15 protein-coding genes are annotated in these 17,449 nt (G+C 67.0%); 9 read left to right on the forward strand and 6 right to left on the reverse strand.

Features of this window, described 5'->3' with window-relative positions; genetic code table 11:
* Window positions 1–7: 7 nt before the first annotated feature.
* Window positions 8–469 carry a MarR family winged helix-turn-helix transcriptional regulator gene (locus ABTV68_RS18370; protein WP_433675115.1) on the reverse strand — a complete coding sequence of 154 codons (462 nt, stop codon included), beginning with the start codon at window positions 467–469 and terminating at the stop codon, window positions 8–10.
* Between the two features lie 209 nt (window positions 470–678).
* Between ABTV68_RS18370 and ABTV68_RS18375 the strand changes: the two genes are divergently transcribed.
* Both ABTV68_RS18375 and ABTV68_RS18380 read left to right on the forward strand, forming a co-directional pair.
* Complete coding sequence (locus tag ABTV68_RS18375) at window positions 679–1,221, forward strand: YbhB/YbcL family Raf kinase inhibitor-like protein (protein WP_433675116.1); 543 nt, start codon at window positions 679–681, stop codon at window positions 1,219–1,221.
* Window positions 1,222–1,254: 33 nt separating this feature from the next.
* Window positions 1,255–2,097, forward strand: coding sequence for an exodeoxyribonuclease III (locus tag ABTV68_RS18380; RefSeq protein WP_433675117.1), 843 nt, complete (start codon window positions 1,255–1,257; stop codon window positions 2,095–2,097).
* A gap of 43 nt (window positions 2,098–2,140) precedes the next feature.
* On the opposite strand, the gene ABTV68_RS18385 is transcribed toward ABTV68_RS18380, so the two are convergent.
* On the reverse strand, window positions 2,141–2,560 hold the full coding sequence (locus tag ABTV68_RS18385; RefSeq protein ID WP_433675118.1) for a VOC family protein: 420 nt from the start codon (window positions 2,558–2,560) through the stop codon (window positions 2,141–2,143).
* 139 nt (window positions 2,561–2,699) lie between these two features.
* On the opposite strand from ABTV68_RS18385, the gene ABTV68_RS18390 reads away from it, so the two are divergent.
* Genes ABTV68_RS18390 through ABTV68_RS18400 form a run of 3 tightly spaced genes read left to right on the forward strand, consistent with a single transcriptional unit; the run spans window position 2,700 to window position 5,244 of the window.
* Window positions 2,700–3,965 carry a sensor histidine kinase gene (locus tag ABTV68_RS18390; protein ID WP_433675119.1) on the forward strand — a complete coding sequence of 422 codons (1,266 nt, stop codon included), beginning with the start codon at window positions 2,700–2,702 and terminating at the stop codon, window positions 3,963–3,965.
* Window positions 3,962–4,642: a response regulator gene (locus ABTV68_RS18395; RefSeq protein ID WP_433675120.1), complete on the forward strand. Its 681-nt coding sequence runs from the start codon at window positions 3,962–3,964 to the stop codon at window positions 4,640–4,642. The genes ABTV68_RS18390 and ABTV68_RS18395 overlap by 4 nt, the downstream gene beginning before the upstream one ends.
* 23 nt (window positions 4,643–4,665) lie before the next feature.
* On the forward strand, window positions 4,666–5,244 hold the full coding sequence (locus tag ABTV68_RS18400; protein WP_433675121.1) for a DUF6630 family protein: 579 nt from the start codon (window positions 4,666–4,668) through the stop codon (window positions 5,242–5,244).
* Between the two features lie 58 nt (window positions 5,245–5,302).
* On the opposite strand, the gene ABTV68_RS18405 is transcribed toward ABTV68_RS18400, so the two are convergent.
* Window positions 5,303–5,872, reverse strand: a complete 570-nt coding sequence (locus ABTV68_RS18405) for an NADPH-dependent FMN reductase (RefSeq protein WP_433675122.1) — start codon at window positions 5,870–5,872, stop codon at window positions 5,303–5,305.
* Between the two features lie 211 nt (window positions 5,873–6,083).
* Here ABTV68_RS18405 and ABTV68_RS18410 point away from each other — a divergent pair, with 211 nt between their 5' ends.
* Both ABTV68_RS18410 and ABTV68_RS18415 read left to right on the forward strand, forming a co-directional pair.
* A complete protein-coding gene (locus tag ABTV68_RS18410) occupies window positions 6,084–6,968 on the forward strand; it encodes an ABC transporter ATP-binding protein (RefSeq protein ID WP_433675123.1) in 885 nt (294 codons plus the stop codon).
* Window positions 6,965–8,065, forward strand: coding sequence for an ABC transporter permease (locus ABTV68_RS18415; protein WP_433675124.1), 1,101 nt, complete (start codon window positions 6,965–6,967; stop codon window positions 8,063–8,065). Before ABTV68_RS18410 ends, ABTV68_RS18415 begins: the two co-directional genes overlap by 4 nt.
* Window positions 8,066–8,111: 46 nt before the next feature.
* Here the strand turns inward: ABTV68_RS18415 and ABTV68_RS18420 are convergent, their stop codons facing one another.
* Entirely contained in the window at window positions 8,112–9,890 is a 1,779-nt protein-coding gene (locus ABTV68_RS18420; RefSeq protein WP_433675125.1) for a glycoside hydrolase family 15 protein, read from the reverse strand.
* Between the two features lie 57 nt (window positions 9,891–9,947).
* Here ABTV68_RS18420 and ABTV68_RS18425 point away from each other — a divergent pair, with 57 nt between their 5' ends.
* A complete protein-coding gene (locus ABTV68_RS18425; protein WP_433675126.1) occupies window positions 9,948–11,312 on the forward strand; it encodes a glucose-6-phosphate dehydrogenase in 1,365 nt (454 codons plus the stop codon).
* A 1-nt stretch (window position 11,313) separates the two neighbouring features.
* Here ABTV68_RS18425 and ABTV68_RS18430 read toward each other — a convergent pair whose 3' ends face one another.
* Window positions 11,314–12,567 (reverse strand): hypothetical protein, encoded by a 1,254-nt coding sequence (locus ABTV68_RS18430; RefSeq protein ID WP_433675127.1) that lies wholly within the window; start codon window positions 12,565–12,567, stop codon window positions 11,314–11,316.
* A 131-nt stretch (window positions 12,568–12,698) separates the two neighbouring features.
* On the reverse strand, window positions 12,699–14,903 hold the full coding sequence (locus ABTV68_RS18435; protein WP_433675128.1) for an ATP-dependent Clp protease ATP-binding subunit: 2,205 nt from the start codon (window positions 14,901–14,903) through the stop codon (window positions 12,699–12,701).
* Between the two features lie 228 nt (window positions 14,904–15,131).
* Here ABTV68_RS18435 and ABTV68_RS18440 point away from each other — a divergent pair, with 228 nt between their 5' ends.
* On the forward strand, window positions 15,132–17,345 hold the full coding sequence (locus ABTV68_RS18440) for a choice-of-anchor A family protein (RefSeq protein WP_433675129.1): 2,214 nt from the start codon (window positions 15,132–15,134) through the stop codon (window positions 17,343–17,345).
* Window positions 17,346–17,449: the final 104 nt, after the last annotated feature.

Consider the following 17,449-nt stretch of genomic DNA (forward strand, 5'->3'; position numbering starts at 1 on the left):
CGGCGTGTCAGGACGCGGGACGCTCCCAGCGCCGATTCTCGAGGCCTTCGAAGGACTCATTGAACCGGCGTGCCAGCAGGGCGAATGCTCGGCTGTCGTCCTCTCCCCATTCGGCCGTGACGCGCTCGAGGGCTTCCTCATAGCGGGCCCGCTCTGCGATCAGGCGGTTGCGCCCGGTGGCGGTCACCCGGAACTTTCGAGCCACTCCGCCCTCCGGGTCCGGGATGCGCTCCGCGTGTCCGTCGCGAACGATCGCGGCGGTCTGACGGTTGAGGGTGGAGTCGTCCAGCCCGAGTGCCTCACGCAGTTCACGGATGGTCATCGGCCCGGAGAGGTCAAGGCGATTGAGCAGGAGGTAGGCACTTCGGTCGAGAGGAGGCTGCTCCCACTTCACCTGACGGTGCAGATGGTTGAGATGCCGCAGCATCATCATCATCTCGAATTGGAATGCGCTCGATGAATCGCTCATTGTGCCCCCGCACGTTCAGCCGGTCTCCGTCCCCCTGGAGACCCTGACCGGTTTCCCCACCGGTCGATACCCAACTTCTCCTCGCGTTCACGAGTACGTCAAGTCTGGCACAACCTCACCCCGCGAGCACCGCGGATTCCACTGTTCCGATCCCGGTGAGCGATCTAGGGTTGCACTGACGACCTGACGTCCTCACGAAAGGAGTCGATGTGTTCGATTTCGACCCGTACCAGCAGCTCGCCACCCTGCGCTCGTTCGATCGCCTGGAGCTCACCAGCGCGGACTTCGAGCATGGTTCTCCCCTGCCTCCCTCAGCATGGGGAGCGGGCACGATCGCGGAAGGTGCCGACGTGTCGCCCCAGCTGTCCTGGAGCGAAGTTCCGGAGGGCACGCGGTCGCTGGCGCTCAGCGTGTTCGATCCCGATGCGCCGACCGGCTCCGGGTTCTGGCACTGGGCGGTGTTCGACCTGCCCGCAGACCTCCGTTCGTTGCCCGCGGGGGCAGGCTCGGGGGACCCGACCGCGCTTCCCGGCGGGTCTGTCACGCTGCCGAACGAGATGCGACTCTCGCGATTCATCGGCGCCGCGCCTCCCGCCGGAACAGGCACCCATCGCTACTTCTTCGTGATCGACGCGCTCGATGTGACGCACCTGGACATCGCGGAATCCGCGACGCCGGCGATCCTCGGGTTCAATCGCCACTTCCACTCGCTCGCCCGCGGCGTGCTGATGGGTACCGCCACCCCCGAGTGAAGCGATGTCCGACGCACGACCTAGGCTGGTTGTATGCGTCTGGCCACCTGGAATGTCAACTCCGTCCGCGCGCGGGTGAACCGCATCGTCGACTTCGCCGTGCGCGAGAACATCGATGTGCTCGCCATGCAGGAGATCAAGTGCAAGCCCGAGCAGTTCCCCTACACGGAGTTCGAGGACGCGGGCTACCAGGTTGAGGTTCACGGGTTGAATCAATGGAATGGCGTCGCCATCGCCAGCCGCCTTCCCCTGGAAGACGTGCAGATCGCGTTCCCGGGAATGCCGGGGTTCGCGAAGGGTCACGAAGGACCCGATGCCCCGCAGGAGGCTCGCGCGATCGGTGCCACGGTCGACGGTGTACGGGTGTGGAGCCTGTACGTGCCGAACGGCCGCGCTCTCGATGATCCGCATATGACGTACAAGCTGCACTGGCTCGGCGCCCTCGCCGAGCACACGCGGTCTACCCTCGCCGCCGATCCTCACGCACGGTTCGCGCTCGTGGGGGACTACAACGTGATCCCTTACGACGAGGACAACGGCGACCCGGAAATCGTCGTGGGCCGCTCCACGCACGTCTCCCCCGAGGAGCGCGCCGCGTTCTTCGCGCTGCAGGAGGCGGGCGTCACCGATGTGGTGCGTCCGATCGTTCCCGAGGGCTACACGTACTGGGACTACCAGCGCCTCAAGTTCCCGCGCAATGAGGGTATCCGCATCGACTTCGTGCTCGGGTCGCCGACCTTCGCAGACGCGGTTGCTGGCGCGTTCATCGCGCGAGACGAGCGAAAGGGTGAGCAGCCCAGCGATCACGTGCCCGTGGTCGTCGATCTGGACCTCAACCCGTCCGATGACGACGACGTGCCGATGATCTTCGGCTGATGCACGTGAGGGCCGCCCCCTGCAGGGGCGGCCCTCACTCGCGTCAGGCCATGTCGGGCGGGCCAGATTCCGCCGTGGCCGGATCCATCCACAGGAACTCCAGCAGGTTGCCGTCCGGGTCGGCGATGGTGCGCGAGTACATGAATCCGAGGTCCTGCGGGTCCCGCGGCTGCGATCCACCCGCGGCGAGGCCCGCAGCCACCACAGCGTCCACGTCCTCGCGCGATTCCCGGCTCAAGGCGACGAGCACCTGGGTGCTCTGCGTGGCGTCCGCAACGGGCAGTGCGGTGAACGTCGAGAAGAACTCGCGGGTGAGCACCATGAAGTAGATGTTCTCGTCCCACACGATGCTCGCGGCGTTCTCATCGGTGAACAGCGGATTGATCTCGCATCCGAGCGCCGTGTAGAACGTCTTGCTGCGCTCCAGGTCGTTCGAGGCGAGGTTGACGAAGATCTGCGTCATAAACCGGTCCTTCCATTGTCGATTCGCGGGGAGCGAGGGCTTCGTGGGTCATCGTGCCACGGGCAGCCGACATCGGGAAGAGCGCATCTCCCCCGCACGACGGATCCGCCGTGTCGGACCCTCCCGCTACGGTGGACGGATGAACACCCCGCAGCGCGCAGCGGCGACCCCGCACGAGTTGCGGAACGACGTCTGGCTCGCGTGCGTGATCTTCGTGAGCGCGGTGATCAGCGCGGCTCTCACATCGGTGTCCGGCATGTTCGGTGCCCAGGCGGACCGTCTTCCCTGGGCTCTGCTCGTCGCCGTGGCGGTCTCGCTCCCGCTGGCCTTCCGTCGTCGGTACCCGGTGAGCGTGATGGTGGTGGTCTGTGTCGCCTACTTCCTCGCCGTCACCTTCCACATTCCGGAGGTCTACGCCGGCAACGTGTCGATGTTCATCGGCATCTACACGGTGGGCGCCTGGGTGAATGATCGACGCCGCGCCTTCATCGCGCGGGTCCTGATGATCGTCGCCATGTTCGTGTGGCTTCTGATCACGATGTTCATCTCGGCGACCGACCCGGATCCTCAGATCGATGAGACGTTCTCGCGCGCGGGAGTCTTCAGCCCGTTCGTCGCGTACATGCTGATCCAGCTGCTCATCAACGCCGGTTTCTACGGCGCGGCCTATTACCTCGGCGACCGTGCCTTCCGCAGCGCGCTGGAGCGCGAGGCACTGGATCAGCGCCAGCGGGAGCTCGAGCACGAGCGCGAGGTGACAGCGGCGCAAGCCGTCGCTCTGGATCGGGTGAACATCGCGCGTGAACTGCACGACGTGGTGGCACACCATGTGTCGGCGATGGGCGTGCAGGCGGGCGCGGCACGTGCCGTCATGGCGATGAATCCGGACGCCGCAGCAGAGGCGCTGCGCGGGATCGAGTCGTCGGCACGCAGCGCCATCGACGAACTCCACGGGCTGTTGGAGACCCTGCGAGCCCCCGGCGACACCGGCGCACCCGCCGACGTCGCGCCATCCACGCTGCGCGTCGAGCGGATTCCCGAACTGGTGGCGCGCGCTGTCGAGGTCGGCATGCCCGCACGATTCACCGAGGTGGGTCCGGCGCGCGAACTGCCGGACGTCACCCACGCCAACCTCTATCGCATCGCCCAGGAAGCGCTCACCAACGCCCGCCGCCACGGCGGTCCGCATACCGAGGCCGACGTCCGGCTCCGCTGGGAGGCGGAAGCCGTGGAACTCGAGGTGGCCAACTCCGGGCGCGATGCACGCGCGTCCCGCGCCGGTCTCGGGCAGCTCGGCATGCGAGAACGCGCGGCCGCCTCCGGCGGAACCATCGAAATCGGGCCACGACCACGCGGCGGATTCCTCGTCCGTGTGCGCGTGCCTCTGACCCCGGGAGCCGCATGATCCGCGTTCTGCTCGTCGACGACCACGCCGTCATGCGGTCGGGGTTCCGCATGATCCTCGAGGCGGGCGGTGATGTGACTGTCGTGGGTGAGGCGGCGACCGGTGCCGAAGCCGTGCAGCAGGCGATCCTGCTGCAGCCCGACGTGATCTGCATGGATGTGCAGATGCCCGATATGGATGGTCTGGAAGCGACCAGACGCATCGTTGCAGACCCCGCAGTCACGTCTGCGGTGCTCATCGTGACGACGTTCGATCGCGATGATTACCTGTTCGCGGCGCTGGAAGCGGGGGCTAGCGGCTTCCTCCTGAAGAACGCCGGTGCGGACGAGCTGGTGTCGGCCGTGCGAGTGGTCGCGGGTGGCGATGCGCTGCTCGCGCCGGAGGTGACGCGGCGCGTGATCGCCCGCTTCGCCACGACAAGTGCCGTTCCGACACCTGCCCCTGTGCCCGACGGCGCCTCACTGGTGACCGCCGCGGGTGTGCCCGTCGAGCTGACGGAGCGCGAACGCGAAGTGTTGCGCCTGCTGGCGCAGGCCAGCAGCAACGCGGAGATCGCCGCAGAGCTCTTCATCGGTGAGGCCACCGTGAAGACGCACGTGTCGAACCTTCTGGCTAAACTCGGCGTGCGCGACCGCGTGGCAGCGGTCGTCTTCGCGCACCGCAACGGCCTGGCCTGAGACGCCCGAGCCACTGGAGAACCATGACGATCCCATCCCCCGAACTCGCAGGACTTCTCGGCGACGCCGAGCGTGTCCCATCCTTCGTGGTCGACTGGTCCGGTGAAGACGAACCGGGCGATATCGCACGGTTTGCGCAGCGACGCGCCGAGGCACTCGGACTGGGCACCTTCGACTGGACGGCGGAGCAACAGGAGGCCGCGACGAGCGCCGCCGTGCGCGGCGATGCGGTACCGCAGCTGCTCGCGGCCGTGGACGCGGCACTCCGTGTGGTCGGCGGCGCCCTCAGTCAGATCGAGACGGGTGCGGACTACTACGAGCTGCTCGTCACGCGCGAGGCCGATGCCGAAGCACTGCGCGCCTTGACGATCGACGGTCAGCGCATCGTGCCGGTGGCACCGATCGCAGCGGGGGCACCGGTGCGCGAGCGCCTCATCACGGTCGTGTGCCCGACGTGCGGCGCGATGAACGTGTGGCAGCTGCCGGTCCCGGGCCCCGAGATGGACGACGGAGACACGTGCAGCTCCTGCGACCGCGCCTTCTTCACGCCCGAGGGTGATGCCCTCGACGGCGTCACCGTGGAGATCGACGAGCTCACCTGAATCCCGAACGCGAGACAGCGCAGGCCCCGAGATTCCCCGGGGCCTGCGCTGCAGCGGGTCAGGCCTCGACGAGCTCTGCGGCGGGCACGTAGCGCGCGATGAGGCGCTCGAAGGCCTCGAGGTAGGACACCAGGAACGCGGCGGTGTTCTCGTCGGCGATCTCACCGTTGTCGCCGAACAGGCCGGGGGTCGACTGCACGTAGCCCTCGGGCTGGCCGAGCGTGGGGGCATCGAAGTGGTTCAGGATCGCCTTCAGGTGCTGCTGCGCGGCGGCGGTGGAGATGTTGCCACCCGAGGTGCCGATGATGGCAGTGGGCTTGCCGGCGAAGGAACCCTGGCCCCACGGACGAGCGGCCCAGTCCAGCGCGTTCTTCAGCACACCCGGGATGGAGCGCGAGTACTCCGGCGTGATGATGATGACGCCATCGACGTCGGCGATGGCCTGCTTGAACGCGAGAGCCTCGGCCGGGTAGTTCGCGTCGTGGTCCGGCGAGTAGAAGCCCAGCTCGGCGATCGGAATCTCCACCAGTTCGGTGCCCTCGGGTGCGACGGCGGCCAGCGCCTTACCCAGCTTGCGGTTGATGGAGGTGCTCGAGATCGAGCCGACGATGTAGCCGATGGTGCTCATGTTCTTCTTTCGTGTGAGGGGTGGGCGTCCTGCTGCCCACGGGCCACAACAGACGGTCCCATCGTCCCTATTCCCGATTCATGCGAATGAATAGTTTTCGGGCGTGTCGGAAGCACCCCCCTGACGACGGAGACCCAAGATCCCCCTGACGGGGGAGGCCGCGAGCGCGGCGGATTCGTAGCGTGGAATCAGCGAAGAGAGAGGGCACGAGATGCTGCATCTGGAAGGACTGGTCAAGACCTACGGCGACCGGCGCGTGCTGGATGACGTGGGATTCGACGTGGCGCAAGGACGTCTCACGGGGTTCGTCGGCGGCAACGGCGCGGGCAAGACCACGACCATGCGCATCGCGCTGGGCGTGCTGAGCGCCGATGCCGGAACCGTGACGCTGAACGACGCTCCGATTACCGGCGATGACCGTCGGCGATTCGGCTACATGCCGGAGGAGCGCGGTCTCTATCCGAAGATGAAGGTGCTGGAGCAGATCGTCTACCTCGCCCGTCTGCACGGATTCAGCCGCACCGAAGCCGCCCGTCGCGCCGAGGCGCTGCTCACGGAGCTCGGCCTCGGCGAGCGCCTGAACGACAAGATCGAGACGCTGTCGCTGGGAAACCAGCAGCGCGCGCAGATCGCCGCGGCGCTCGTGCATGATCCAGAGGTCCTCATTCTCGACGAGCCGTTCTCGGGTCTGGACCCGATGGCGGTCGAGGTGGTCGCCCGGGTGCTGCAGAGTCGCGCCGCCGCCGGCGCCGCGGTGCTCTTCTCCTCGCACCAGCTCGATGTCGTGGAGCGTCTCTGCGATGACCTCGTCATCATCGCCGCCGGCCGCGTGCGCGCCCAGGGCACCCGCGATCAGCTGCGCGACGAGTTCTCCGAGCCGCGCTACGAGCTGGTCACCTCCGGGGACATCGGCTGGCTTCGCGATGAGCCCGGCGTCACCGTCGTCGAGTTCGACGGCGGCTACGCCCGCTTCGATGTTGACGACGACACGGCTGCACACCGCGTGCTGCGTCACGCCGTGGAGCGCGGCGACGTCACCGCATTCACCCCCCAGCGTCCCACGCTGGCCGAGATCTTCACGGAGGTCGTCAAGTGAGCACCGCAACACCCACCCGCGCCGTCAGCCCCCTCCAGGGAATCGGACTGGTCGCCGAGCGCGAGATCATGTCGAAGCTGCAGAGTCGGGCATTCGTGATCTCGACGCTGGTGCTGTTCGCTCTGGCCCTGGCCGCGGTCATGTTCGGCGGTTTCGCCGCGAAGCAGACCTCGGACACCCCGGTCGCGGTGACAAGCGACGCCTCGGCGTTCGTCGCGAACATCCCGGGGCTGGAGATCACAACGGTCGATGACCGTGCCGCTGCGGAGAAGGCGGTGAGCGACGAGAGTGTCGACGCGGCCGTCGTCGCCGATCCCGCGAGCCCGACCGGGTTCACCGTGATCGCGAAGACCTCGGCGCCGGACGGCCTCGTCATGCAGCTCGCCGAGCGCCCCACCGTCACCCTCCTGGAACCGGACACCACCAATCCGGGGCTGCGCTACATCGTCTCCTTCGGGTTCGGTCTGCTGTTCCTGCTGGCCGCGTCCACGTTCGGCGGCACGATCGCCTCGTCGGTGGTGGAGGAGAAGCAGACGCGCATCGTGGAGATCCTGATCTCGACGGTCTCCACCCGCACCCTGCTCGCCGGAAAGGTGCTGGGCAACACGGTGCTCGCGATCGCTCAGATCGTCGGCATGGTCGCCATCGCCGTCATCGGCCTCATCGTCACGGGGCAGACAGAGGTGCTGACCCTGCTGGGCTCGGCGATGGTGTGGTTCGCGATCTTCTTCCTGTTCGGGTTCATCCTGCTGGCATCGCTCTTCGCTGCGGCGGCGTCGCTGGTGTCACGTCAGGAGGATCTCGGCTCCACGATCACGCCGATCACCATGCTCGTCATGGCACCGTATTTCCTCGTGATCCTGTTCAACGACAACCCGCTGGTGATGACCATCATGAGCTACGTACCGTTCGCGGCTCCGGTCGGGATGCCGGTGCGGCTGTTCCTCGGCGAGGCGCAGTGGTGGGAGCCGGTACTGTCGCTGCTGATCCTGGTCGCCTCCTGCGTGCTGGCGATCCTCGTGGGGGCGCGGATCTACGATCGCTCGATCCTGCGCATGGGTGCCCGCGTGAAGCTCAGCGAGGCACTTAAGGGCTGATCGCCGACCGACACCTGTGGCTCCGTCTCGCGAGACGGAGCCACAGTCATTCCCCGATCGTGCCGTCGTCCGCGAGCGCGTCGGCGGCGCGCACGAGCGCGAGGTGGGAGAACGCCTGCGGAACATTGCCCGCTTGTCGACCCGCGTCCACGTCGTACTCCTCGCTGAGCAGCCCGAGGTCGTTCGTGAGCGCGCAGAGGCGATCCATCAGCTGAACGGCGTCGTCACGACGACCGGTGCGCGCGTACTGCTCCACGAGCCAGAACGAGCAGGCGAGGAACGGATTCTCCGGCTCGTCGATGCCGTCCACGCCGGTCGCGGCACGGTAGCGCATGAGGAATCCGTCGCGCATGAGGTCTGCCTCGATGCGGGCGACCGTGGCGAGCATGCGCGGATCATCCGCCGCGCAGAAGCCGATCTGCGGGAGCACGAGCAGCGACGCGTCGACCTCGTCGGTGCCGAAATACTGCGTGAAGTGTCCGCCCACGGATACGCCCTGCGCATCGATCTCCGCGCGCACCTCATCGCGCAGCCGCTCCCAGATCTCCAGATCGCCGTCGAGTCCGAACTCATGCATGGCGCGCACTCCCCGATCCAGCGCCGCCCAGATCATCGCGCGGGAGTGGGTGAAGCGCTGCGGCTCGCCGCGGATCTCCCAGAGGCCCTGGTCGGGGCGATCGACGGTCTCCACCACACGCCCGATCAGAGCCCGCTGCAGCGACCAGGATGATCCCTCCTCCGCGAGCCCCGCACGACGCGCGTCGTCCAGCGCGACGATCACCTCACCGATCACGTCCGCCTGGAACTGGTCCACCGCGCCGTTGCCCACGCGAACCGGACCGGATCCCTGGTAGCCGGGAAGCGTGGTGAGCTCGCGCTCGGGAAGGTAGCGTTCGCCCGCGATGCCGTACATGATCTGCACGTCTGCAGGGTCGCCGGCGATGGCCCGTAGCAGCCAGGATCGCCAGTGCCGCGCGGCCGTGAGGTGATGGTGTCGGATCAGCGACATGAGGGTGAGGGAGGCGTCTCGCAGCCACACATAGCGGTAATCCCAGTTGCGGGTGCCGCCGAACTGCTCGGGCAGGGAGGTGGTGGCCGCCGCGACGATGCCTCCGGTGTCGCGATGGGTGAGCGCGCGCAGCACCAGCAGCGAGCGCTTGACTTCATCGCGGTAGGGGCCCTCCCGGTGCAGGTCGGTGGACCACCGCTGCCACCACGTGCGGGTGCGTCGCAGCAGCGCGTCGACCTCGGGCATCTCCGGGTGGGGTTCGAACGACGGATACCAGGTGAGCACCAGGTCCCGTACCTCCCCCTCCGCGACGGTGAAGGTGCCCACGTGGCTGTTGTCGCGCGCGGTGAGGGTCACCCCACGCAAGAGCATGGCGTCGGGACCGGCGATCGCGGCGATCGCGGGCGGGCCGGCATCGCGGTGCTGGCGCACCCACGGGAGAGCTGCGGCATAGTCGAATCGGAAGCGGACGATGGTCTCGAGCTCGACCGATCCGCTGATGCCGCGTACGCGACGGATGATGTGCGTGTGGGGTCCGTCGATCGGCATGAGTTCGGTGATCTCGACCACCCCGCTGTCGGTGGTCCAGAGCGTGACCAGTGTGAAGTCCTCGGATTCGTACCGTCGCTGCGCCTGCCCGCCGCCGACGGGAGCGAGGCGCCAGTGGCCGTGGTCCTCGTCGCCGAGGAGGGCCCCGAACACGCTCGGCGCGTCGAAACGGGGTGGACAGAACCAGTCGATGCTGCCGTCCCGCGAGACCAGGGCACCGGTGCGCGCATCACTGATGAGGGCGTAGTCCTCGATTGCTGCCGACATGCCCCCGATTGTGCTCCCCCCTGCCTGGAAGCACCATCCGAGTCATAGGGTGTGGATGTGACCAACGAAAGCACTCTCGTGATTCTGGGGGCGACGGGTGATCTCACGTCGCGTCTGCTTCTTCCCGCTCTCGCACAGCTCCTGGAGCGCCAACAGGATCTGCGCATCCGCCTGGTGGGTGTGGGGCGTGAGGACTGGGACGAATCCACGTGGGTGACGCTCGTGCGTCGCACGTTCGAGGAGAACGCGGGTGCCGGATGCCTGCGCTCGCTGACATCGATCGAGTACCGACAGGCGGACATCACCGCGTCGGCGGATATGTCGAGCCTGCTCGGCGAGCTGTCCGGCTCGATCGCGCTGTACTTCGCCGTGCCGCCCGCGGTGGCCGCCGCTTCGTGTGAGGCGCTGCGCTCGGTCGATCTGCCGCCGGGCATCATGTTGGCGCTCGAGAAGCCGTTCGGGACGAACGCCGCGAGCGCGGAGGCGCTGAACGAATTGGTCGCGACCCTCGTTCCGGAGAATCAGATCTTCCGCGTCGACCACTTCCTCGGTCGCTCCACGCTCCTGAACCTTCTCGGCGTGCGCTTCACCAACCGTGTGTTCGAGCCGCTGTGGAACGCCGAGCACATCTCTCACGTCACCATCTCGTACGACGAGCAGCTGGGGCTGGAGAGTCGAGCCGGCTACTACGATCATGCGGGTGCGCTGGTGGACATGATCCAGAGCCACCTGCTGCAGGTGCTCGCGTTCGTGGCGATGGAGCCGCCGGCGACCCTCAACGAGCGCGACCTCCGCGACGCCACCGGAGCCACGCTGCGTGCCACCCGGGTCTGGCGCGATGACCCCTCGTCGTTCACTCATCGCGCCCGTTACACGGCGGGCTCGGTGGACGGACGCGAGCTGCCCAGCTACGTGGATGAGAAGGGTGTCGATCCGGCGAACGAGACCGAGACCCTCGCACAGGCCACGTTCGGCGTGGACAACGCGCGGTGGGAGGGAGTGCCGTTCACGCTGCGCTCGGGCAAGGCGATGTCGCACCCCCGCCGTGAAGTGGTGGTGCACTTCAAGCCCGTGCGACATGTCCCCGCCGGCTTCACGGGGAAGGCGGAGGGCGCCGTGCTGCGCTTCAACCTCAACCCGGACCAGATGTCGCTGGAGATCAACGTCAACGGTGGCGAGGATCCGTTCGCGCTGCACCGCGCCGAGCTGGATGCCGACCTCGCGGGAGGGAATGCCAAGGCCTACGCCGAGGTGCTCTCCGAGCTGCTGCAGGGAGACCCCGCACTGTCGGTACGTGGCGACGCCGCCGTCCAGTGCTGGCGAATCATCGAACCGATCCAGAAGGCGTGGCGGGACGGCATCGTGCCACTGCAGGAGTACCCGGCGGGCGTCACCGACACGGTGACGTGGCCGGCGCACTGACCTACTTCAGGATGAGGTTCGCCAGGATCTCCGCCCGGTCGCCGGTGAACATCAGTGCGAACTGGCGCCCGGAAGCAGGCTCGACCCGCACCATCACGCCCATGCCCTCCGATTCGGTGGCAAGGAACTCGTAGCTGCGCCCGTCCGCCCCGGTGACCCACACGCTCTCGACGCCCTCGACCGAGCCGACGGACAACAGCCGGAGGAGGTCCTCCGCCGCTGCCTGTGCGTCTTCGCCACCGATCTCGCCATACATTCCGGTGAGAGACGTCGCCCAGAACTCGCCGTTGTCGCCGCCGAGGAAGGTCGAACCGTAGTCGGCCCACGTGCTTCCGGGCGCCACGGCGAAGTCGGCTCCTTCCGGAAGGCCGGAGGCGACGTCAAGCGGAACCTGTCCGCCCGCCGACTGCTCTGCCGGCGTGGTGGGTGCTGTGGACGGATTCTCTGTGGACTGCGGAGCGGAAGGTGTCGGCCGGGGTGCTGCCGACTCCGAGGTCTCCATGACGGGCTGACCGGCTCCGCTGAACAGGGACTGCGCTTGATTGCCGATCCAGATCGCGAAGATGACGATCAGCGCGATCACCACAGCCACGATGACGGCGCCGACTCCGATCCAGAGCCCGGTTCGACGGCGCGGCTCGGGGACGGGTGTCGCGGGGTAAGCGGGTGATCCGTAGCCGGGTGGAGGGGTCTGGCTCGGCGGTGTGGGGGCGCCATACGGCGGTGAGGAGTTCGTCACCGGGGGCACACCGTACGGCTCAGCCGCGTACTGTCGGGATGCGTACTGCGCCGGCGCGTACTGTGCGGGTGCGTACTGCGGCGGTGTCCCGTATGGGGCCGGAGGCTCGTACTGCGGGGGCGCGACCGTGGGCGGCGGCGGTGCGTAGACGCCAGCGAGCGGCTCCGTCGGTGCCGTGAGCTGGGGTGCGTACACACCGGTCAGCGGTTCCGTCGGCGCCGTCGGCTGCGGCGTGGCGTCGGCCGGAAGCGGCACCGTCGGCGCGGTTTCCGAGGGCGTGCCGCCCTGCCACAGCGGGTTCGGCCGAGTGTCCCAGCTCTGCGGAGCCCCGGTCTGCCAGGTGTCGTTGGGGCGTGTACCCCACGCTTCGGGTGCACCGGTCTGCCACGCGTGGTTGGGACGTTGTTCCCACTCGTGCGCCGGCTGCGCCTGCCAGCCGTTCGGCTGCTTAGGGGAATGGGGGTTCGAATCCCCCGTGGGGTCAGGCTGCGGTTCTCGCGTCGATTCGTCGCTCATGCTCGCTCCTCTTCGCGCGAAATCTCGTCCCTCTATGATGCCCGTCGCCGTGTCCGCGTGGAATCCACCCCGGCGCGGCGAAGGCCCACCCGGATGCGCCCGGGTGGGCCTTCGCTCTGCTCAGCAGTGTGTCACTCAATGATCTCCGCGTCGACCACGTCGTCATCGTCACTCACCGGAGGAACCGGTGCCGCAGTCGCGCTGGTGAGCGCGAGCCCCTGCCCGTCGGCTGCAACATCCACCGTGACCAGGGATCCGTCGCGCACGTTTCCGGAGAGGATGCCCTTCGCCAGTCGGTCCTGGATCTCCTTCTGCATCAGGCGACGCAGCGGACGCGCTCCGAACAGCGGGTCGTAGCCGCGCTCGGCAAGCCAAGCGCGTGCGTCCGGGGTGACAGCAAGGGTGAGTCGGCGATCGGCGAGTCGCTTCTGCAGTGCGTCCACGGCGAGCTCCACGATCTGGGCGAGGTCGTCCTCGGTGAGCGCGTGGAACATCACGACGTCATCGAGTCGGTTCAGGAACTCCGGGCGGAACGCGTGACGGAGCGCCTCCATCACAGCCTCCCGCTTGACCTCCGCAGACAGCGTCGGATCGATGAGGATCTGCGAGCCGAGGTTGGACGTCAGGATCAGGATCACGTTGCGGAAGTCGACCGTGCGGCCCTGCCCGTCGGTGAGCCGGCCGTCGTCCATCACCTGCAGCAGCACATCGAACACCTCGGGGTGCGCCTTCTCCACCTCGTCGAGCAACACCACCGAGTATGGCCGGCGCCGCACGGCCTCGGTCAGCTGACCGCCCTGCTCGTAGCCGACGTAGCCCGGAGGGGCACCGACCAGTCGCGAGACGGAGTGCTTCTCGCCGTACTCGGACATGTCGATGCGGACCATCGCCTGCTCGTCGTCGAAGAGGAACTCCGCGAGGGCCTTCGCGAGTTCGGTCTTGCCGACGCCCGTGGGGCCGAGGAAGAGGAAGGAGCCGGTGGGACGGTTGGGGTCGCTGATTCCGGCACGCGAACGTCGCACCGCATCGGATACCGCAGCTACCGCCTCCTTCTGGCCGATGATGCGCTTGCCGAGCTCGGACTCCAGGCGAACCAGCTTCTCCCCCTCGCCCTGCATGAGTCGGCCGACCGGAATGCCCGTCCACGCGGAGATGACGTCGGCGATGTTCTCGTCAGTCACCTGGTCGTTGACCATGCGATCCTCGTTGTTCTCCGCCTTCTCGGCCTCTCCCAGTTCGCGTTCGAGCGCGGGGATGTCGGCGTAGAGGAGACGGGACGCGCGTTCGAGGTTGCCCTCACGCTGGGCACGCTCGGCTTCCGAGCGCGCCGCATCGAGACGGGTCTTCAAGTCACCCACGCGGTTCAGGGACGCGCGTTCCTCATCCCACCGCTGCTGCAGATCGCGCAGGCGCGACTCCTGCTGCTCGAGATCCTCGCGCAGCTTCTTCAGGCGAGCGCGCGAAGCCTCATCCTTCTCCTTCTTGAGCGCGAGCTCCTCCAGCTTCAGCCGATCCACATGACGGCGTAGCTCATCGATCTCCAGCGGTGCGGAGTCGATCTCCATGCGCAACCGGGATGCAGCCTCATCGATCAGGTCGATGGCCTTGTCCGGCAGCTGGCGCGACGGAATGTAGCGGTGCGAGAGAGAGGCAGCGGCGACCAGGGCGTTGTCAGCGATAGCGACCTTGTGGTGCGCCTCGTAGCGCTCCTTCAGCCCGCGGAGGATCGCGATCGTGTCCTCCACCGTGGGCTCTCCCACATACACCTGCTGGAATCGTCGCTCGAGGGCCGCATCCTTCTCGATGAACTCGCGGTACTCGTTGAGGGTGGTCGCGCCGATGAGACGCAGCTCACCACGAGCCAGCATCGGCTTGAGCATGTTGCTCGCCGCGACAGACCCTTCCCCGCCACCAGCACCCATGAGCACGTGCAGCTCATCGATGAAGGTGATGATCTCGCCGTCGGATTTGGTGATCTCCTTGAGGACGTTCTTCAGACGCTCCTCGAACTGACCGCGATACATCGCACCGGCCACCAGCGCGGACATGTCGAGCGAGATGAGGCGCTTGCCCTTCAAGCTCTCGGCCACATCACCCGCGACGATGCGCTGGGCGAGCCCTTCCACCACCGCGGTCTTGCCGACGCCGGGTTCGCCGATGAGGACGGGGTTGTTCTTCGTGCGTCGGGTCAGCACCTGGCTCACCCGGCGGATCTCCGAGTCGCGTCCGATGACCGGGTCGAGCTTTCCCTGACGGGCTCGTTCGGTCAGGTCGATACCGAACTGCTCGAGGGCGCTCTGCTGGTCCTCCTGACCCGGGTTCTGTGTTGCGTTCATCTGTCTCCTTGAAGTCTGCGCGGGACTCATCCGCAAAGTTGAGTCGCTATGGCTCAACTTTACCATCCGCTCCTCGATCCCGCCAGGCCTCGTACTGCAGGGAGCACATTTCGTTGATGAACCTCCCAGGCGTGTCGGATAGTGTATTTGTTCGGATAGGTTACAAATCCCGACTTGCGACAGATCCACCCCCCGATATCCCCGTCCCCACACAGAAAGCAGGCTTCTGTGCGTTTCCGCAATGCAATTGCGGGCGTCTCGGCACTGCTCATGGCTGCGGCTGGCACGATCGTGCCCGCAACCATGGCATCCGCCGCGCCCCGAATCACCCCGACCGCCGCATCGACCGGTGAGTGTGTTCCGTCCGGAGGCCTCGGTGCCCCCGGAGGGATCGTCGAAGCGAAGCCCGTCGACAGGAATGTCAACGTCTTCGCCGGTGGCGATTTCCACATGAAAGCCGGTGTCGAGATGGAGGGCCAGCTGGTCGTCGCCGGTGACGCCACGTTCGATGCGGGCTACCTCCTCGGTGCTGTGGGCGTCGGATCCGGCCTCTCTCCCGTTGCGGGAACGAGTGGCCTGCACGTCGGCGGTGACCTGCAGCTCGCGGCAAACGTGACCATGGCCACCTGGGCCGCAAACGGAAGCGCCAGCGCGCCCCTGAACGCCACCATCGGCGGCTCCATCAGCGGTGCGGGCAACCTCGACGCCAGCGGTGGTTCGATCACGACCGGCATGGGCAAGGACGCCGCACTCGGTGATCCGTACGCCGCATGGTCGGCGACCAATCCGGCAGCACTGCAGGCCTACGCGGACCGCATCACCAATGCTGCAGACACCGAGTACGTCACCGGTCTCACCAACGACTGGTACCTCACGCTCCGCGGCGACGGCACTCACAAGCGCCACGTCTTCGAGGTCGACGCTTCCAAGGTCAACAAGAACAACTTCTCGGTGAAGTACGAGAACATCCCCGTCGACGACATCGTCATCATCCGCGTCACCGGCACCGGCCCGATCAAGCTCGGCGTTGACAACCAGTTCGGCGGGCCCGACGGAAACACGATGCTCGACATCTCCGGAGCCGAGTACGGCGCACGCGCATCGCACACCATGTGGATCTTCCCCGACTCCGCCGACATCACGATCGCGGGTGGTCAGCCGGCGGGTTCGATGCTCGTGCTGAACCCGGCGTCCACAATCACCAACAAGGCGAACGGCATCAACGGTCGTCTGTGGGCCGCGGGCAACGTGATTCAGGACATGGGCACGGGCAGCGAGTTCCACGCGTTCCCGTTCCTCGGCGACGAGGAATTCACATGCGAGCCGCCGACCGACCCCACTACTCCGGAAACGCCGACGACGATTGATTCGCTCGCGAACATCGCCGTCGAAGCAGCCAAGTGCACGGTTGACGGCACGGTCGTCGACCCGACGGTCACTCTCCCCGAGAACACCGCCGACGTGACCTACGCGCTCACCGGTGAAGTGAAGGCCGGCAACACCGTCACGGTCACCGCGACCGCTACGGGCGACAAGGTCTTCGCTTCGACGATCACGGGCTGGGTCATCTCCGACGACCGCAAGACCGCGACCAAGGCGATCGAACTCGAGAACGTCGACTGCGCGGCCCCGATCAACACCCTCGCGAACATCGCGGTCGAAGCAGCCAGGTGCACGGTTGACGGCACGGTCGTCGACCCGACGGTCACTCTCCCGGAGAACACTGCGGACGTCACTTACGGGCTGACCGGTGAGGTCAAGGCCGGCAACACCGTCACCGTCACGGCGACCGCTACGGGTGACAAGGTCTTCGCTTCGACCATCGCGGGCTGGGTCATCTCCGACGACCGCAAGACCGCGACCAAGGCCATCGAACTTGAGAACGTCGACTGCGCGGCCCCGATCGATGCCCTCGCGGACATCGCCGTCGAAGCAGCCAAGTGCACCACCGACGGCACCGTCGTTGACCCCACGGTCACTCTCCGGGAGCACACCGTCGACGTCACCTACGCACTGACCGGTGAAGTGAAGGCCGGCAGCACGGTCACCGTCACTGCAACCGCCACGGGTGACAACGTCTTCGCCACGACGATCACCGGTTGGGTCATCTCCGACGACCGCAAGACCGCGACGAAGGCCATCGAACTCGCGGCGATCGACTGCACGAAGCCGGTCGAGCCGACCACCCCCGTGGAGCCGACCACCCCGGTGACGCCGACGACGCCGGTTACCCCGACGACGCCGGTGGACCCCACGACCCCGGTCGATCCCACGACCCCGGTCGACCCGACGACATCGGTCAGCCCCGCTGTCCCCACTGTGGAAGGCAGCCTTCCGACGACGGGTTCGCCGGCCATGGGCCTGTGGGCGCTTGGCGGATCAATCGTGGTCGCAGCCGGCGCAGTTCTGCTCGCAACACGACGCCTTCGCGCTCAGCGATAAGTCGCAGCATCCCGAGATGAGGGGGTGAGCACCACGGTGCTCACCCCCTCATCTCGTTCGCTCTGCCGGTGTACCGAGCGTGAACCGCGAGATAGGGTCGATCT

The sequence above is a fragment of the Microbacterium gorillae genome, assembly GCF_050990725.1.
In the GTDB taxonomy this organism is placed as follows: Bacteria; Actinomycetota; Actinomycetes; order Actinomycetales; family Microbacteriaceae; genus Microbacterium; species Microbacterium gorillae_A.

What these genes read in the sequence shown, in the direction of transcription:
- ABTV68_RS18435 (WP_433675128.1), bottom strand. Translation starts at nt 14,903, where the DNA reads ATGAACGCAACACAGAACCCGGGTCAGGAGGACCAGCAGAGCGCCCTC.
- ABTV68_RS18395 (WP_433675120.1), top strand. Translation starts at nt 3,962, where the DNA reads ATGATCCGCGTTCTGCTCGTCGACGACCACGCCGTCATGCGGTCGGGG.
- ABTV68_RS18410 (WP_433675123.1), top strand. Translation starts at nt 6,084, where the DNA reads ATGCTGCATCTGGAAGGACTGGTCAAGACCTACGGCGACCGGCGCGTG.
- ABTV68_RS18370 (WP_433675115.1), bottom strand. Translation starts at nt 469, where the DNA reads ATGAGCGATTCATCGAGCGCATTCCAATTCGAGATGATGATGATGCTG.
- ABTV68_RS18385 (WP_433675118.1), bottom strand. Translation starts at nt 2,560, where the DNA reads ATGACGCAGATCTTCGTCAACCTCGCCTCGAACGACCTGGAGCGCAGC.
- ABTV68_RS18420 (WP_433675125.1), bottom strand. Translation starts at nt 9,890, where the DNA reads ATGTCGGCAGCAATCGAGGACTACGCCCTCATCAGTGATGCGCGCACC.
- ABTV68_RS18390 (WP_433675119.1), top strand. Translation starts at nt 2,700, where the DNA reads ATGAACACCCCGCAGCGCGCAGCGGCGACCCCGCACGAGTTGCGGAAC.
- ABTV68_RS18400 (WP_433675121.1), top strand. Translation starts at nt 4,666, where the DNA reads ATGACGATCCCATCCCCCGAACTCGCAGGACTTCTCGGCGACGCCGAG.
- ABTV68_RS18380 (WP_433675117.1), top strand. Translation starts at nt 1,255, where the DNA reads ATGCGTCTGGCCACCTGGAATGTCAACTCCGTCCGCGCGCGGGTGAAC.
- ABTV68_RS18405 (WP_433675122.1), bottom strand. Translation starts at nt 5,872, where the DNA reads ATGAGCACCATCGGCTACATCGTCGGCTCGATCTCGAGCACCTCCATC.
- ABTV68_RS18430 (WP_433675127.1), bottom strand. Translation starts at nt 12,567, where the DNA reads ATGAGCGACGAATCGACGCGAGAACCGCAGCCTGACCCCACGGGGGAT.